We start from the raw sequence: 15,357 nt of genomic DNA on the forward strand, positions 1-15,357 counted from the left end.
ACCCTTGTAGTATCTTACTGAATCGAAAATCAATAAAAGCCCGGTTTGTTCATACAAACCGGGCTTTTTTATAACGATTTTGGATTTAAGGTTTAATTAACGAATGCGTCTGCGCATTCCAGCCATAACCATCAAGGCAAGAAGCGCCAGGATAGAGTTACTACCACCGGATTTTTTCTTTTCCTGTCCTGGCGGCTGCGGCGGATATTCACAGCTACCGTCATCGGTATTGGCGTTATCATCAAAGTTGGTTGCCGCAGTATCGGTACAACCATACTCAATACCATCAGACTCAACATTCAAGGTGAACGCAGTCATAGCCATGTCACCAGAGTTAACACTGTCGGAGACTTTAACCGTCACTTGAGTGCTGCCGTGATAGCCAAAATCTGGCGTCAGAGTTACTAGGCTACCGGAATCATTGCCGGAAATCTCGCTTGTAACATTATCAGCGATAACTTCAATCACATTACTTACCGCATTCTCATCAGCGTACAAGACTTTAAAGCTTGCCTGCTCGCCTTCGATGATGTTGATGTCTGCGATTTCAGCCAGCTGGATATTACCGGTTACGGCAAGCTGCAGATTCAGCTGCTCATTTTCAGAGCCAACCAGACCATTTTCCAGAGTGATGGTGTGAGTCTGACCAGCCGCCGCTTCCGATACATAGGCCTGGAAGGAGACATTAAACTGTGATTCTTCCGGACCTGTGTAATCCATACAAACGACCAGTTCATCGCTGACAACTTCGTCCATGTTGTTATAACCAACAGAGTTACCAATGTTAATCGCCATCGGAATATCACCATCAATCAGACGCATGCCGTCTGAGGCTTTAAAACCGATAGAGCCTTGACCATCAGCCAACTGCACATTGTCATAAGCAAACAACATTTCATATTCACCCGGTTCATAATTGATGTTCATTCGCATAAACATCTCAAAATCAATTAATTGTCCAGGCGCATAAGATCGTTCTACGTTATCCCATTCCAATACCAGCCAGTCACGTTGCCAGGTGTAGGTAGGTGTGATACCGGCATTAAGGTGGTGTTGGCCATATTGGGAATCGAATCGCTCAGGGATGGTGTTATCACCTACCCAGAAAGGTGCGATCATATATGGCGGCGGTGGCGGATAACTCGCTGCTCGTGGGAACTCTACATGAAACGGTGTTGTTCTACCTTGTGAACCAAACGTAACCAGACCAGCAGGGTTAAGCTTAATTGAGGTGAAGTGATACTTGTTGAAGAATGGGAAAGAGATATCTTCGTCCCAGTTCATCAGATCTTTCAGGGCATATTCTGGCTCGTTATAGTATCTGCCTTGTACACCTTCAAGCGTACGCCAGCCTAGCGGTCTTAAATCAAGATAACCAGGGTACGGCGATTTTGCTGCAGCAAGTGAACACATCTCATCGGTTAAGTTAGTGGTCACCTTATAATTACGCTCAACGTCTCTTGTACTCATTTGTACGCCAGCCAGAGAAAGCGTGTTATTTTCAAGTGCAGGCTCTACAGGCGTAGCATTAGAAGCATCAAGACTATCAGGAACGATTTGCAGGCTTTCAGGTAATGAAGCGGCCAATGTAAAGTCGCGGGCATCCTGCTCAGTGTTGGCAATCACGCTGATATTAAAATCAACTAAATCGCCAGGTTTTGCCGTATGTTGACTTGCCGTAAAGGTAACGTCCTGATCAACCTGGGTAATGGTTACTGGCACAAAGCCAATATTACCCGGATCACTAGGGTTTGAACCTATATCAAATCCACCAAAATAGACATCACCAATTTCCATCTCAGGTAATTGATAGCCTAGTTGAATATTGTATTCTGCGTATCCGGCAATTTGTTGATCGGCATTGATCGATAAATTACTTTGATCGCTATTAATGACAGCGCTGACAAAGGATATTTGTTTGCCCATGTCTTCCTGGTTCCAGCCCGGACGATCGGTATTCATAATTAACGTCCAGTATGTTCCTGGATTTGGATCTATGATGGAACAGAAGTTAGCAAAGTTATAGCTTGTCGACATACACAGTAATTCATCGTGACTCGCAAGACCGTCGTTATTCAGGTCCTGACCCATGAACATTAATGCGTTTGAAGTGTTTTCCCCAACGATGCGGGAAACCAGCATTTTAGTGCCTTCGGTAACTTCAGTAAGTTCAACATGGTTAATGTTGGTCGGCTCTGTCGCTTCTGCAGAGTTTAGTGTCAGGTTATACGGATCTGAACTGGTATCATCATAATACAGGTGGACGCTGCGCTCTTCACCTTTAACCAAACCATAACTGCGAGCAGTAAAATCGGTTATTTCACGGGTGTTAAATGGACCAATATTGGTTGTAGCGGATGTGCGGTGGGCATTGATCATAATATGATCCGGTAATCCCGAGTCACCATCATAGGTCCATACTGGCAGTTCTAGCACCGGCGAGTCAGGATCTTCAGGTGTCAGAATAACCTGGCCCTGATTACCCGTCAGGTCGTTGTAGCTGACCGCACCTGCTGAATGACGTTGTTTGGTAGTAACCAGAATCGACTGGGTTTCGCCTTTTTTGATGGAAAATGACATAGGCTCAACACTAATATCGAACTCTCCCAGCCAGGTTTCTGTAGATACCTGATAGCTGCCATCTTTGGTGGCTTTAAAAGTACGCACAAATGAACACTCATCAACACAATCGGTATCAACCATATATGCCGTATTCAGGCGCTTTTCATGTCCACCCAGATTCGGATTAGCAGCCTGCATGGCTTCCATGGATTCATCCATGATTAAGCCGGTTTTATCTGCTAGTTGTACGTTAATACGTCCGGCACCCATGTCCTGTAATGCTGAGTCCCAACCTGAAGGATTGTAATTGTCCAGGAACCTGGAGTTCTTCAGCCCATTAGTCGCTGTCAACATTAACGCCGACTGTACTTCCAGGGCCGACCATTCCGGGTGAGATTGACGCAACAGGGTTGCCGCACCGGCCACATGTGGGCTGGCCATCGACGTACCTGACATGTTCATCCAGTCTGACGTAAATGGATTATTCGAGAACGGTTGGTCGTCTGAACCCGGAGCATAGACATCAACCCCTGGTGCCGCAACATCGACAACGAGAGTATCTAACCCCCAGTAAGAAGGGCCTCGGCTGGAGAAGTACGCCATTAACTCATCTTCAACGTCTTCTTCGACCGCTTGCGTGCCGGTGATCGTTGCCATATGAGTAGTGCCAGTTGCCATCCAGTTAAGCAGATTCTTACCATCGCTGTTTTTTATGTGGATTGCTGGCAATGGATGCGGCACTGCTGGGATAGGGTATCGATCCTGGAAGCTCGAGGAATTGTAGATGACGATACCTTCAGCACCACCTTCAGCGACATTTAGCGCCTTGTTATAAAGAGGTGAATAGCTGCGCTTACAAACGACGATTACATTCTGCTGACTTTCATCAATATCGACAGTTGCCGGATCGTCGGCTAAGTCAAATGTTCCAGCGGGATAAGGTTTATCACAGTTTGCCTGATTCCACGAGTAAGTTTCATTCGGGTTCGGGTAATCTGTTGCAGTGACCAATAATCCGTTAATTTCTTCAAACGTAACTGATACGCCATCAATTGGCATAGGTGCTTCGTTGTCACCACCACTGAAGTTTTCCAGGGTTTTATCAGTAAATACCACTTTTGTTGCTGGCGAATGTGCACCTACGGTGGTAACCCATGGCGATGAGTGGTCTGCCGTTGATAAGTGGTCGCCACTGTTACCGGCAGCCGTTGCGATAAATACACCCGATTGCGCGGTATTAAAAAATGCCTGTTCAACCGGATCGATCCAAGGGTCATTTTCCATACCACCAATCGACATGTTAATAACATCGACATTATCGATAGCCGCTTGTTCGATGGCCGCTAGCAAGGTCGTTTGTGGACAGCCTGCGTGCAGATCACCGCGTCCTCCTGGGAAACATACCTGATAGGAAATGATATTCGCATGGGGCGCCATTCCCGATACCTGTGGAAATACCAAATTCGTTTCCAGACCGGTACTTTGGGCCTTGTTTTCAGTCATCTTATATGGAATATCATACAGGATATTACCTGCTGCGGTTCCTGCTACATGCGAGCCATGGCTATGATAATCTTCACCATTAGCCGGACGTGTTTCGCTATAGCCAGGATCACTGAATGTGTCGGTAATTTCTGGATATGAATAGACACCGATTAATTTGTCGTTACAAAGCTCGGGAGAATCTACGCAATCACCAAGGTAGATACTATTCCCTAATGGATTGGTGTGTACATAGCCGTCACCGCCAACCGCAGCAAATGATGGGTGATCGGTATTGATACCGGTATCTATGATACCAACTACCATGCCTTCCCCCATGTTGTCACCGTGAACCGGATTTTGCCAAATTTGATCGGCACCGGTTTGTCCGACGGTACCACTGGTTTGCAGCTGATACACTTTTGAGCGAGTGATATGCTTAATACCAGGTACCTTAGCAAGACGCATCGCTTCTTGTTGGGTTAATTCGGTTGTAAACGCATTTAGGGTAACCGAAAACTCCCGCAAAATTCTGATATCAACGCCTTGCAAAGAGCGAGCGGCAGTCACTGCTTGTTGACGTTTGCCTGCCAGGTAATTCTGGTATGTGGCAACCTCTACTTGCTGCAGGTTTAGCTTTTGCCCTTTATTAGCTCGAGCGCTGAGGACGTAATCACGGGTCGCAGAAATACCGTCAATAGTACCAGAATAGGTTGCAACCGGTTCATCACTCAGCTGCACAATATAAGTTTGTATGCCGCTGATGCCTTCTTCCGGGACAAACACCTTGTGTTGTTTTTTTACTTGTTGGTTGGCAATACCCGAATAGGCACTGCGGTCAAGGGGTTGAGGCGCCACATAGTCTGCCGGAGCTTGCATCCAGGCTTGTTGAGGCGCACCTTCTGCACTTGCTGCGGCCCCGGACGCATACAACGCAGAGGCGATAAGCACAGAAACTTTCTTTAAGTTAAACATAAAAGTCCTTTAACTTTTAAATTAATGATTTACAGGTTTTCGCCGTCATATTGAATGCATAAATCCTGCGGTTTTTAACTTTGTTAGATTCCTGTGGTTAGCGAACTCAATCAATGAATTGGCAAACTAAAGTACAGTTTGATACAAATTGGTACAAATTAAGGGGGATTATTCAGTGGCATGAATTAAGGCGATGAGTCTTGGTTGGTCGAGCGTTGAAAATTGGTAATTGAGCGTTAATGATTGGCCTTAAAACGGGTCAGCAGTATCACTACCTTGCGTCGGGAGCTAGCGGCGAATCATTATCCGAAAATAGTACGGATGTAGATTGTAGTCGCTGGTATTCATCCTTTACGCAGTCTGGTAGTGGAATACGTACGGTAAATCGAGCGCCGTTCAGGTCGGGGCAGGTATCGACCCGTAACTGACCTTGTTGCCAGATACATAACTGCTTGACGATAGCCAGTCCTAAACCAACCCCTTGATATATTTCTTCATTACCTTTTTCTTCCTGGTTAAAAGCCTTTAGTAGATCGGCCTTTTTATTTTCGGCGATGCCAGGTCCATCATCACTTACTGTCAACTCCCAGTATGTCGATGTTTGTTGAATCGACACGATAATACATTTGCGGGCGAATCGAACCGCATTGCCAAGCAGGTTTTGCAGGATCCGTTGAAAACTTCGCTGATCGACAAAGATAGTTGGCTGCTTATCGATCAGGTTAATGTCCAGATCGTGATAGACAGAAAATTTGCTGATGCATGGCATAATCAGGTCACCGCTGGTATGTGGCCGGTATACAAACTGCGGTTTGCATTGTTGAAACTCAGCATAAGTGAGAAACTCTTCGACCAGTATTTCCAGTTCTACCAGATCCTGCATTAAGTCAACATTTTTCAGACTTTGACAATGTTCGTCGTCATGCACCTCAAGCGCAAATTTAGCCCTCGAGATTGGCGTCAGAAAATCGTGCGAGACGGCGTTAATTAGTTCCCTTTGCGTCGTTACCCGACGACTGAGTTGTTGACTCATATGATTGAAGGTATCACCAATATCTTTGATCATTGAAAATCGTGAGAATTGGATATTGTTTCCTAATACTCCACGACTTATGTTGTAGGTTGCATGTTGTAGGCGATTTAAATCGCGAAACAGGGGCCAGCTACCGAGAAAAACCGCGACGGCGATGCTCAGGTAAAAGACAAACTTAATTAATGAGGCATTATCTTCACCGGCACCCTTAAATGGGCCAAATATTATGACCTCAGTTGCATTGTCATTTAACTGATAAAAATACCATTGCTGCTGACTATTCTCGACTGTCAATATTTGCCCTGTCTGCAGTTGCTGATAAAGCTCCTGTGACAAGTGTAGGTTGTCTAACGGCACTTTATTCAATAGGTTATCGGCATTGATTTTAGCAAACTGTTCACCATTGGTGAGGTAGCTTTCAATTAGCTGTTTTTCCAGGTCGCTGAGCCGTCCGGTCTGACTGTAATAGGTCTCCAGGAACCAGGCACTGGTCCCCAGACATAAAGCGCAAGTCAGATAAAGTGAAAGGTAAAGGCGGAACATAGGCTATTGCCAGGCATTTGGCATAAAAATGTAACCTTTACCCCAAACGGTTTTTATTTTTTCCGGACCGTTGACATCATCTCCCAGTTTTTTTCGAAGACGACTGACCCTGCCATCGATGGTGCGATTCATGCCATCATATTGGCGACTTGTGGTTTTATCGAATAATTGCTCTCGACTAACCATTTCACCGGGTTTACTGGCAAGTTGTACTAAAATGGAGAATTCCGCGTTGGTAAGTTGTAAAGATTGACCATCTATAAATGCCTGCATTTGCGATTTGTTAATGTGCAGGGAGCCAAATTTCATCGCCGGGTAGCGACTCTGTATTGAGGGAATCGTGTGTTTGCGGCGTAAACAGCGGTTGATTCTTGCTAACAGGATCGAAGGGCTTACCGGTTTCGTCAGGTAATCTTCAGCACCCAGATCTAATCCCGCGATATGGTCAATTTGACTCTGTCTTGCGGTCATAAAAATTATTGGCGCAGTGCTGACTTGTTTGAGTTCATGAAACACTTCAAAGCCATCCATATCGGCAAGGCCAATATCGAGCAATACCATGTCAAAGCTTTGTGTTTGGGCGGCAAACACCGCAGGATATCCTTGGTCATGATGGGTGACTATAAATCCCTGGCTTTGCAGGTAACGGCTGACAAGATTGGCCAGCTTACAATCATCTTCGATATACAGTATGGAATGCTGGTTCATTTAAAAGATACTCCAGGCTATACGACGTCTGGGTTTTCGCTCGTTTACGTGCAGAAATTCAATGCGCTGACTTGCTAACAATTTGCTTTGCTCTCGGTCGGTAATGTCAATACGGACGTCCTCATGACTTAATAGCGTTAGCGAGAATTTCTCCATACTGGCTGGCAAATCGCAAAAGATTTTTACCTGACGTTCATAAACTTTGAGGCAAACCTGAACGTGGTCGATAAAGTGCCAGGATAGGTTTGTGGTCAGGCGGCATTGATTATCTTCACTAAGACAACGGTTTGGCGATATCTCAAAAAACTGTCGCGTCTGCTGACCGTAAACTGATTGTGAGCTCAGAATCAACATGGCTATCAGGTAAGTTGTACTTTGCTTCACAAATCCCCCCATCCTAATAGCTCCAGGCAAATCCCGCAAAGAAAGAATATAAATGTTGCTGCTCCAGCAAGGGGCTATCATTCAGACTCGAATCAAGGTGCTGGGCTCGAGCTTCGGCGATAAAGTCCCATTGCGGATTAATGTTGAAACGGTAGCTGATCTTAATACTGGTGTTGAGCGCAGAATCAGGCTGAAATCGGCTAAAACCAGCGATCCAGTCGGTTAACCTGGTACCGTAGTAGTACTGAAGTAAATCTTCGCTCTGATATTGCAACTCCAGGCTGGTTAACCATAAGTGTGATTGTCCATGCCAGGCTTTGGCAATACTCAGAAACGCTTCATCACCATGATGATAATTACTAATCTCCTGATACCAGGCGGCACTGACACGCCAGTCCTGCCAGTCATGATTGACTTCCATTCCAGCGAGCACGGATATCTTTCTGTCATCGATTCGTTCCATATCGCCGCGCCTAAGGAGGGGGGGAGTGATACCTTTTTGCTGGTTTGGGTCTCCGTCACTCATGAAAGGGCGCTGAAGAAATGCGGCACCCGCAGAAGCCGCTAACAAATCATCAATAAAATAGAGGCCATCTTCATTGATCCGGGTTAAAAAGGAAAAGGTGGTGGAGTGATTTTGCCAGGGAGTATAAATCAACTGACTGTTATTGATCGCAAAATCACCCCAGTAGAACTCAAGTTTTGGTATCAGGACTAAGGGTATGTCTCGCCCCTGGTACACTGGGTTATCAACCTTTCCGTAGCCAGCAGCCATACCCAAATGCCAACCCGACTGCGCCTGGTAAATATCCTCATAGCTCTGATTGGCTTGCGTTTTAGATATAGACAGAATAATCAGGGCACAGACACAGGTGTTGCGCAGTATTGTTTTTATTCTGTCGCCACTTATTGACCACATTTATTATTCGTAACAACTTACTTCTACTCCCCGTATCTTTATGGTCAGTTCCGGTTTGAGTCAATGGTTCTTGTGTATCATTTTGTATCATTCTGGCACACGAAATCAGGGGTTTAGTTCCTAGCACACGATTGGAAATCGTTCCTAGCATGCAATCAAAGATTGCGCCTAGCGTTTAGCTATTAGCAGCGCTAGCGTGCTAGGAATGTAATGTGCTAGGAACGAAGTGTGCTAGGAGTGAAACGTGCTAGAAATGCAGTGTGCTAATCATGTTAATGTGCTTTTTCTGCTGATATACTGCGGTTCTGTTTGCTAATTTTTTGCAATGTATTCAATAGACATGGCGCAGTTAATTCACATATTGCTTCCTTCATTTTTACGACGCGTAATGCGGGCGTATGAAATCAAAGCCATCATTCGTGACAGTGGCGCTGAGCTCAGTCGTATTGGCCGTTCACGCAATTGGCGGCTATCGGCAAATCGCGATCAGTTAACCACGCTTATCCATTCTCTAGAGCAAACCGAAGAAGTAAGCTGGCAGTGGGTGCTGAAAAAAATCAAAGAAAGCCGTGGTCAGCTTACCGAAAAAGAATTAGTTAACCTGGTTTCCAGAAACCCGGGGATCAGTGTTAAAGAGCTTGTTGTGCTTGCCAACTGTACCATCGCCGAAGCCCGTTCTGCCATTGATATTTATGAGTGGCAGGACGACTAATCAGAGATAAAACATATGGGTGCCCCCGCTTCACAGCTTCAAGCGATACTCCGGGTACATGAATCGAAGATTCATCTCGGGTACGCGATAAACATTATCGCGTCAGATTAAAGGCAACTCGGAGGGCGTCGTTTGCCCGTACCAGGAACAAAATCTTGATTTTGTGTACTCGAAGCCAATGCCTTTTATTGGCGTACTCGCAACCTTACTTCACCGCTTATTGAAATTACTGGACTTGGCAGTCGAATTCGTACAAAGTGGCTCCATGTTTAATTTTGAAATAATCCATTGCGACTGGCAAAAACGTCGCGCCCCCGACGGGGAAAAATCCATAACCCTTCTCTGTGTTGAAAACCTCGAGCTGACGGCCAACCATTTTTGTGATGGCTATACCAATCACATTAAATTATTGCTCACTCAGTGAGAATATAAAGGCTTTTAGACAAGGCTTTGATTGCAGAGAATGGTTATTCCGCTCTCAAAATTAGCCAAAATCAGGAATGCAGTTCAAACGCCTTTAAAACTCACCCGGAGGGAGCTAGTGAGAGGCCCATTTACTGCCCTATATTTCATTAATATAGAATGACTATATCAATAAAATCTATGTTGTAACTGAACCTCGGCCCTAACTCTGAGTTGTGCACAAACTTAGTGTGATTGGTATTCTGTTGATGTCGAAGGCGAGGGAGTCCACAAACTCAAAGGTCGAGTCATTCAAAACCAAATCACTGGCGTATGGACCATTAATGCCGTGGGCAGTGGTGGTGCTTTTATTAATTTAAAAATCGCTCAAAGCAATTAACTAATAAAGAGAATAGATCTTGAACGTTGCGATCAAGTGCGAACTCCAAGACCTACCTCATCAATGCTAGATAATGAGTCAACTAGGGCGTTGTCACTGGGCGAAAACGATTGATACACGTCAGCTGACAAACCTTGGCTGCATCCTGAACCCGCTGACTACAGCCTTTTTGCTCGGCTTGATCATTAAGTCCACAGGCTTCATAGCCTGCATAAGCATTTTTCGCACAGGAATACACGCACTGGCTATATTCATCACTGACATTGTTTTGCCAGAATTCTGGCGCAAGAAAAAAGCGAGCTTCTGGCGTTAGGAAAATACTGGGTTGTTGGCCCTCAAGACCGGCGGTCATGGTGGCGATCAATTTTGTGTGGGTATCGCGGGCGAGGGTGTTATTGATTTCCTGAGCTTGCTCAAGCTGTTGGACGCGATTTTCCAGAGCTTCGATTTCATCAGAATTACTGCTACAGCCACTGAGTGAGAGCAGTACGACGGCGACTGGTATCAGGAATAAAAAATTGAGTCTCATAGACAACTCCTTATTAACAACTCTCTGTGAAGAATAGTCCAACTATGTTGGTTGTGCGATGCGCCATGGAGACGGTAAAAAGTGTTTTATGACGATTTTTCGGATTAAAACTTAATTTTTTCAATGTGATGGGGCGTTAATGTAACCTTCTTTATCGATCCTGCTGGCGCATCTAAATTGCCATTATTCGCCGATTAACATTTATTTAAGTTGTTAAATTTAAAGGTGCAATTAATGAACCATTTTACGAGTTTTTATAGGAATTAACCTGTTCATTGATGTTAGGTAACCACACCCTTGACAAGGTAGTACGTTCAATAAAAACTTGGGATTTTTAACGATGAGGGCGGTTACCAGACTTTAACCCGTAACTCCTCTGGCAAGTATATTCTATCGTTTTCGTTTACATCGAACGCCTGATAAAACTCATCGATATTACGAACCGCGCCGTTAACGCGATGGCGAACCGGCAGATAATTATCCTGTTGTTGTAATTCCTGAAGTCTTTCTTCCGTGTACAGGACTCGCCAGCGTTGACCATAACCTATGAAGAAACGCTGTATGCCGGTAAAACCATCGGCTGTTGCTGCCGATTTGCTGCCCGAAGAAAACTGGTAAGCGTCAAGGGATACTTGAAGGGCGTTAACATCGCGAATGGCTTTGTACACGGTTTTGCGACCGTTAACCATAGGTAATGCTGGCATAGCCATGCTCTGTGGCACTTCAATGGATGAGTCTTCTACCGTCTCAATGTTCTGATCTTCAAGCTCGGTTGCTTGCTGGTCGGTTTCTCCACCATCGGGTTGAATGGAAGCAACATCGGTACTGATTTCTTCTGTCGATTTACTGGCTGGTAACTCATCATTGGCAGGTAAATTCTCCGGAGCTACGGCAGGCATGGTTTCGATATTGCCATCGGATTCGTTCTCTGGTTCCTGAGGTGCGGTTTCGGTTTCTGGTGGGGCAGGCTCTGCCTGTGGGACCTCTTCAATTAAAGTATTATCTTCGCTGGCAGCAATGGCGTTTTGTTCGGCGATTAGCTGCTGGCGCTGTCTTTCCTGCAATACCCAGGCATGGATAGCAGCATCATCTTCCTCATTGATGGCAAGCAGGTCGTATTGGTCGCCAAGTCTGGCGGTAAGAATGCGATATTCGCGCTTATCTCTGCCGTGCCACCATGGGGCATAGACACCTTTACGGTTAAAGTTTCTGCCTTCACGATCGATACTGGCGATAAGCGTATCGGCAAGGACAGTTCCAAATGCACCATAGTTAATGGCATCTTCGGCGTTGCTATCAAATAATGGTGGCTGAATGCTTCCTGCCGGAATAAAAATTTTGTTTCCCTCAGGCTGGTAAGTAATGCGAGTCGATTGTGGCAGGATGGGCCATTGGTTGGCGCTCACTGCCTGAGTCAATCGCATTCTTCGTAGTTGATAATCAAACAAAGCTGCACGTTGCCGGTTACCGAAATAGTCGCCAAATTTAATCTCGAGATTCGAGTAGTCACGCCAGGTCGTTGGACCACCTACTAGCACTTTTAAACCTTCTAATTTTTCGAGAGCGTTTTCCTGAGTACTTTCATAAAGCCATTCGATATCTTCTAACTGATTTGTCAGGGCGCGAATTTGGTTCGTTGACATTTGACTAACACGTTGTTGTTTTTGTCGGGTCATTTGTTCAGCGACATAGTTCTTGCCGACAATATCACCAAGAACATCATTGACTGCATCTACAGCTCGCCACTCGGCGCGTTTCATGCCTTTTTGTTGTCTGAGCTGTTTGCCATAAAAGGCAAAATGCTGGCGCTCGATATTGCGGGTCAGATAGGTGGCATTGGCATGAAGGGCATGCCAGGTGAAATACAGTTTCCAGTCCTCTAACTCAGTTGTTACCAGCATTTCGTTAAGACCGCGCAGATAATTTATCTGCGGCACTACCAGGCCGTCAGTATTAAAGATACCGGCATCCGCCATGTACTCTTTCCAGTCGAAATAAGGCATGATTTGCGGCAGGTTATGGTAAAGAAACTTGTTGTATAACAGGTCGATATTGCGATCATCGGCTTTATCTTCCTGATGCCCGGCAAGCTCGGTTTCAAGGGAAACGACTTTTCTTGCTGCCAGTTCCGCATCGGCTATTCCGGCAAGCTCAAACATGCGCATTATGTGCTCGCGATAAGCGCTGCGCAGATCGCGATATTTTTGCTCAGTACTGAGGTAGTGTTCTTTGTTTGGTAACCCAAGCCCTGCCTGCCAGGTGGTTACCATGTATTTCGAGGTATCTTCTAAGTCGACTTCGAATCTTAAATCAAAGGGTGGGTTGTAATTGTATTTTGTGGCATAAGCTAGATATTTAGCAAAATCGGCACGACTTTCAATGCTGTTGATCCGATCAAATATCGGTTGAATAGGGGTTACGCCGAGGTTATCCCGACGTTCGAAATCCAGAAATGATTGATACAAATCGCCAACTTTCTGTTCGTCGGTGCCGTTTCCATAACGGGTTCTGGCGGCGCGTTTGATGATTTGTAAAACCGCCTCGTGAGCACGCTGGTCGATCTCATCATAGACATCATATTGATGTTGGTTTTCCGGTACTATGCCGTAGTCTTGCCAGTGGCCATTTACGTAACGATGGAAATCTTCACCTGGGCTTTGTTCAATTAACATGTTCTCCAGAGCGATACCGGAGTTATACGCAACGGGTGCAGTTTGCCGGGGGCCGCTGGAGCAGGACACTAATGTTAAGAAAATAAAGGTCGATGTCAGATACTTGACCATGCAGGTTTCCATTTCATTATGTTGCAGTCTTCCCGACTGCTAACCATTGTTATTACGTAATGAATTAACTATAGACAAGAATTGGAAAAATAGAATTGAAGAGGATGAGATCGGATATGTGATTGTTCAGGTCAAATAAAGGATATGAAAACGGGGCAAATGATGCCCCGTTTGTCGGCTGTTGTGTGCGGTAATTCCTATGCCGTAATGCGCTTGTATTTGATACGGTGCGGTTCAACTGCCTGTGGCCCAAGGGTTTTCTTCAGCCATTCTTCGTATTCGGTAAAGTTACCTTCAAAGAAATTAACCTGACCTTCATCACGATAATCGATAATATGGGTTGCAATTCGGTCTAAGAACCAACGGTCATGGGAAATTACCATGGCACAACCGGGGAATTCCAACAGCGCCTCTTCAAGAGCACGCAAGGTCTCAACATCGAGGTCATTGGTTGGCTCATCGAGCAGTAATAAGTTACCACCGGTTTTCACTAGCTTGGCCAGATGCACACGGTTACGCTCACCACCGGATAAATCACCAATAAATTTTTGTTGGTCATTTCCTTTAAAGTTAAAACGACTTACATAAGCACGGCTCGGAGTTTCATAACCACCGATAGAGATAATGTCATTACCCTCAGAGATTTCCTGGAATACGGTGTTTTTATCATCCATATCGTCTCGGAACTGATCGACGCTGGCCAGTTTGACCGTTTCGCCAACGGTAACACTACCGGAATCCGGGGTTTCAGTACCGCTCAGCATTTTAAACAGGGTAGATTTACCGGCACCATTTGGTCCGATAATCCCAACGATGGCACCTTTGGGAATGGAGAAACTCAAATCATCAATTAATACGCGGTCGTTAAATGACTTGGTAAGGTTCTCAACTTCAAGCACTTTGTCACCTAGACGCGGGCCAGGTGGAATGTAAAGCTCATTAGTTTCGTTACGCTTTTGATTTTCATGACTCGACAATTCTTCAAAGCGCGCCATACGGGCTTTGCTTTTCGCCTGACGAGCTTTCGGATTTGAACGCACCCATTCAAGCTCTTGCTTGATGGTTTTCTGCAGGGCATTTTCAGTACGTTTTTCCTGTTCAAGGCGTGCATCTTTTTGCTCAAGCCAGGATGAGTAGTTACCTTCCCATGGAATACCATGGCCACGGTCAAGTTCTAGGATCCAACCTGCAACATTATCCAGGAAATAACGATCGTGGGTAATGGCGACAACAGTGCCATTGTAATCGTGTAGGAAGCGCTCTAACCAGGCGACCGATTCTGCATCCAGGTGGTTAGTTGGTTCGTCGAGCAATAGCATGTCTGGTTTTTCTAAAAGCAAACGACATAAGGCGACACGACGACGCTCACCACCAGATAATACTTTTACTTTCTGATCCCACTCAGGAAGACGCAATGCATCGGCAGCACGCTCCAACACATTATCAATGTTGTGGCCATCCTGAGAATCAATAATGGCTTCCAGCTCACCTTGTTCTTTCGCCAAAGCGTCAAAATCAGCGCCTTCCTCAGCATATTCCATGTAAACCTGGTCAAGGCGGGTCAGGGCGTTTTTAACTTCACTTACTGCTTGCTCGACAATTTCGCGAACCGTTGCTTCTTCATCAAGCTCTGGCTCCTGCGGTAAATAACCGATTTTGGTACCGGCTAAGGCTTTTGCTTCACCTTCAAACTCAGTATCAACGCCGGCCATGATGCGCAGCAATGTTGATTTACCTGCACCATTTAAACCGAGAACACCGATTTTGGCGCCAGGGAAAAATGAAAGGGAAATATCTTTAAGAATGGTACGTTTTGGAGGCACCACTTTTGACACGCGGTGCATGGAGTAAATAAATTTATCGGGCAAAGCCATGGATAAAACCTTTTTCTTTAAGGACTGGATTTCTAAACAGATATTTTATCT

At 45.4% G+C, this 15,357-nt stretch carries 9 protein-coding genes; 1 reads left to right on the top strand and 8 read right to left on the bottom strand.

The window, feature by feature from the left end; translation table 11 throughout:
- Nucleotides 1–96: 96 nt before the first annotated feature.
- From FNC98_RS17015 to FNC98_RS05025, 5 genes are all read right to left on the bottom strand, one after another.
- Nucleotides 97–5,019, bottom strand: coding sequence for a S8 family serine peptidase (locus tag FNC98_RS17015; RefSeq protein WP_143580227.1), 4,923 nt, complete (start codon nt 5,017–5,019; stop codon nt 97–99).
- Nucleotides 5,020–5,290: 271 nt separating this feature from the next.
- Nucleotides 5,291–6,595, bottom strand: coding sequence for an ATP-binding protein (locus tag FNC98_RS05010; protein WP_143580228.1), 1,305 nt, complete (start codon nt 6,593–6,595; stop codon nt 5,291–5,293).
- A 3-nt stretch (nt 6,596–6,598) separates the two neighbouring features.
- Nucleotides 6,599–7,303: a response regulator transcription factor gene (locus FNC98_RS05015; protein WP_143580229.1), complete on the bottom strand. Its 705-nt coding sequence runs from the start codon at nt 7,301–7,303 to the stop codon at nt 6,599–6,601.
- A complete protein-coding gene (locus FNC98_RS05020; RefSeq protein ID WP_185968067.1) occupies nt 7,304–7,687 on the bottom strand; it encodes a DUF3019 domain-containing protein in 384 nt (127 codons plus the stop codon).
- 13 nt (nt 7,688–7,700) lie between these two features.
- On the bottom strand, nt 7,701–8,606 hold the full coding sequence (locus FNC98_RS05025; RefSeq protein ID WP_143580231.1) for a MipA/OmpV family protein: 906 nt from the start codon (nt 8,604–8,606) through the stop codon (nt 7,701–7,703).
- A gap of 340 nt (nt 8,607–8,946) precedes the next feature.
- Here FNC98_RS05025 and FNC98_RS05030 point away from each other — a divergent pair, with 340 nt between their 5' ends.
- Nucleotides 8,947–9,318, top strand: coding sequence for a ribosome recycling factor family protein (locus FNC98_RS05030; RefSeq protein WP_185968068.1), 372 nt, complete (start codon nt 8,947–8,949; stop codon nt 9,316–9,318).
- 884 nt (nt 9,319–10,202) lie between these two features.
- Here FNC98_RS05030 and FNC98_RS05035 read toward each other — a convergent pair.
- The 3 genes from FNC98_RS05035 to ettA all read right to left on the bottom strand — a co-directional run bounded on the left by FNC98_RS05035 (nt 10,203) and on the right by ettA (nt 15,306).
- Nucleotides 10,203–10,649: a hypothetical protein gene (locus FNC98_RS05035; protein WP_143580233.1), complete on the bottom strand. Its 447-nt coding sequence runs from the start codon at nt 10,647–10,649 to the stop codon at nt 10,203–10,205.
- 350 nt (nt 10,650–10,999) lie between these two features.
- Nucleotides 11,000–13,432: a M13-type metalloendopeptidase gene (locus tag FNC98_RS05040; RefSeq protein ID WP_185968069.1), complete on the bottom strand. Its 2,433-nt coding sequence runs from the start codon at nt 13,430–13,432 to the stop codon at nt 11,000–11,002.
- A gap of 197 nt (nt 13,433–13,629) precedes the next feature.
- Nucleotides 13,630–15,306, bottom strand: a complete 1,677-nt coding sequence (gene ettA / locus FNC98_RS05045) for an energy-dependent translational throttle protein EttA (RefSeq protein WP_143580235.1) — start codon at nt 15,304–15,306, stop codon at nt 13,630–13,632.
- Nucleotides 15,307–15,357: the final 51 nt, after the last annotated feature.

Source organism: Thalassotalea sp. PS06, assembly GCF_007197775.1.
Lineage (GTDB): Bacteria > Pseudomonadota > Gammaproteobacteria > Enterobacterales > Alteromonadaceae > Thalassotalea_A.

Bases quoted from the DNA above. Each gene is read 5' to 3' on its own strand.
- FNC98_RS17015 (WP_143580227.1), bottom strand. From the start codon at position 5,019: ATGTTTAACTTAAAGAAAGTTTCTGTGCTTATCGCCTCTGCGTTGTAT.
- FNC98_RS05010 (WP_143580228.1), bottom strand. From the start codon at position 6,595: ATGTTCCGCCTTTACCTTTCACTTTATCTGACTTGCGCTTTATGTCTG.
- FNC98_RS05015 (WP_143580229.1), bottom strand. From the start codon at position 7,303: ATGAACCAGCATTCCATACTGTATATCGAAGATGATTGTAAGCTGGCC.
- FNC98_RS05025 (WP_143580231.1), bottom strand. From the start codon at position 8,606: ATGTGGTCAATAAGTGGCGACAGAATAAAAACAATACTGCGCAACACC.
- FNC98_RS05030 (WP_185968068.1), top strand. From the start codon at position 8,947: ATGGCGCAGTTAATTCACATATTGCTTCCTTCATTTTTACGACGCGTA.
- FNC98_RS05035 (WP_143580233.1), bottom strand. From the start codon at position 10,649: ATGAGACTCAATTTTTTATTCCTGATACCAGTCGCCGTCGTACTGCTC.
- FNC98_RS05040 (WP_185968069.1), bottom strand. From the start codon at position 13,432: ATGGTCAAGTATCTGACATCGACCTTTATTTTCTTAACATTAGTGTCC.
- ettA (WP_143580235.1), bottom strand. From the start codon at position 15,306: ATGGCTTTGCCCGATAAATTTATTTACTCCATGCACCGCGTGTCAAAA.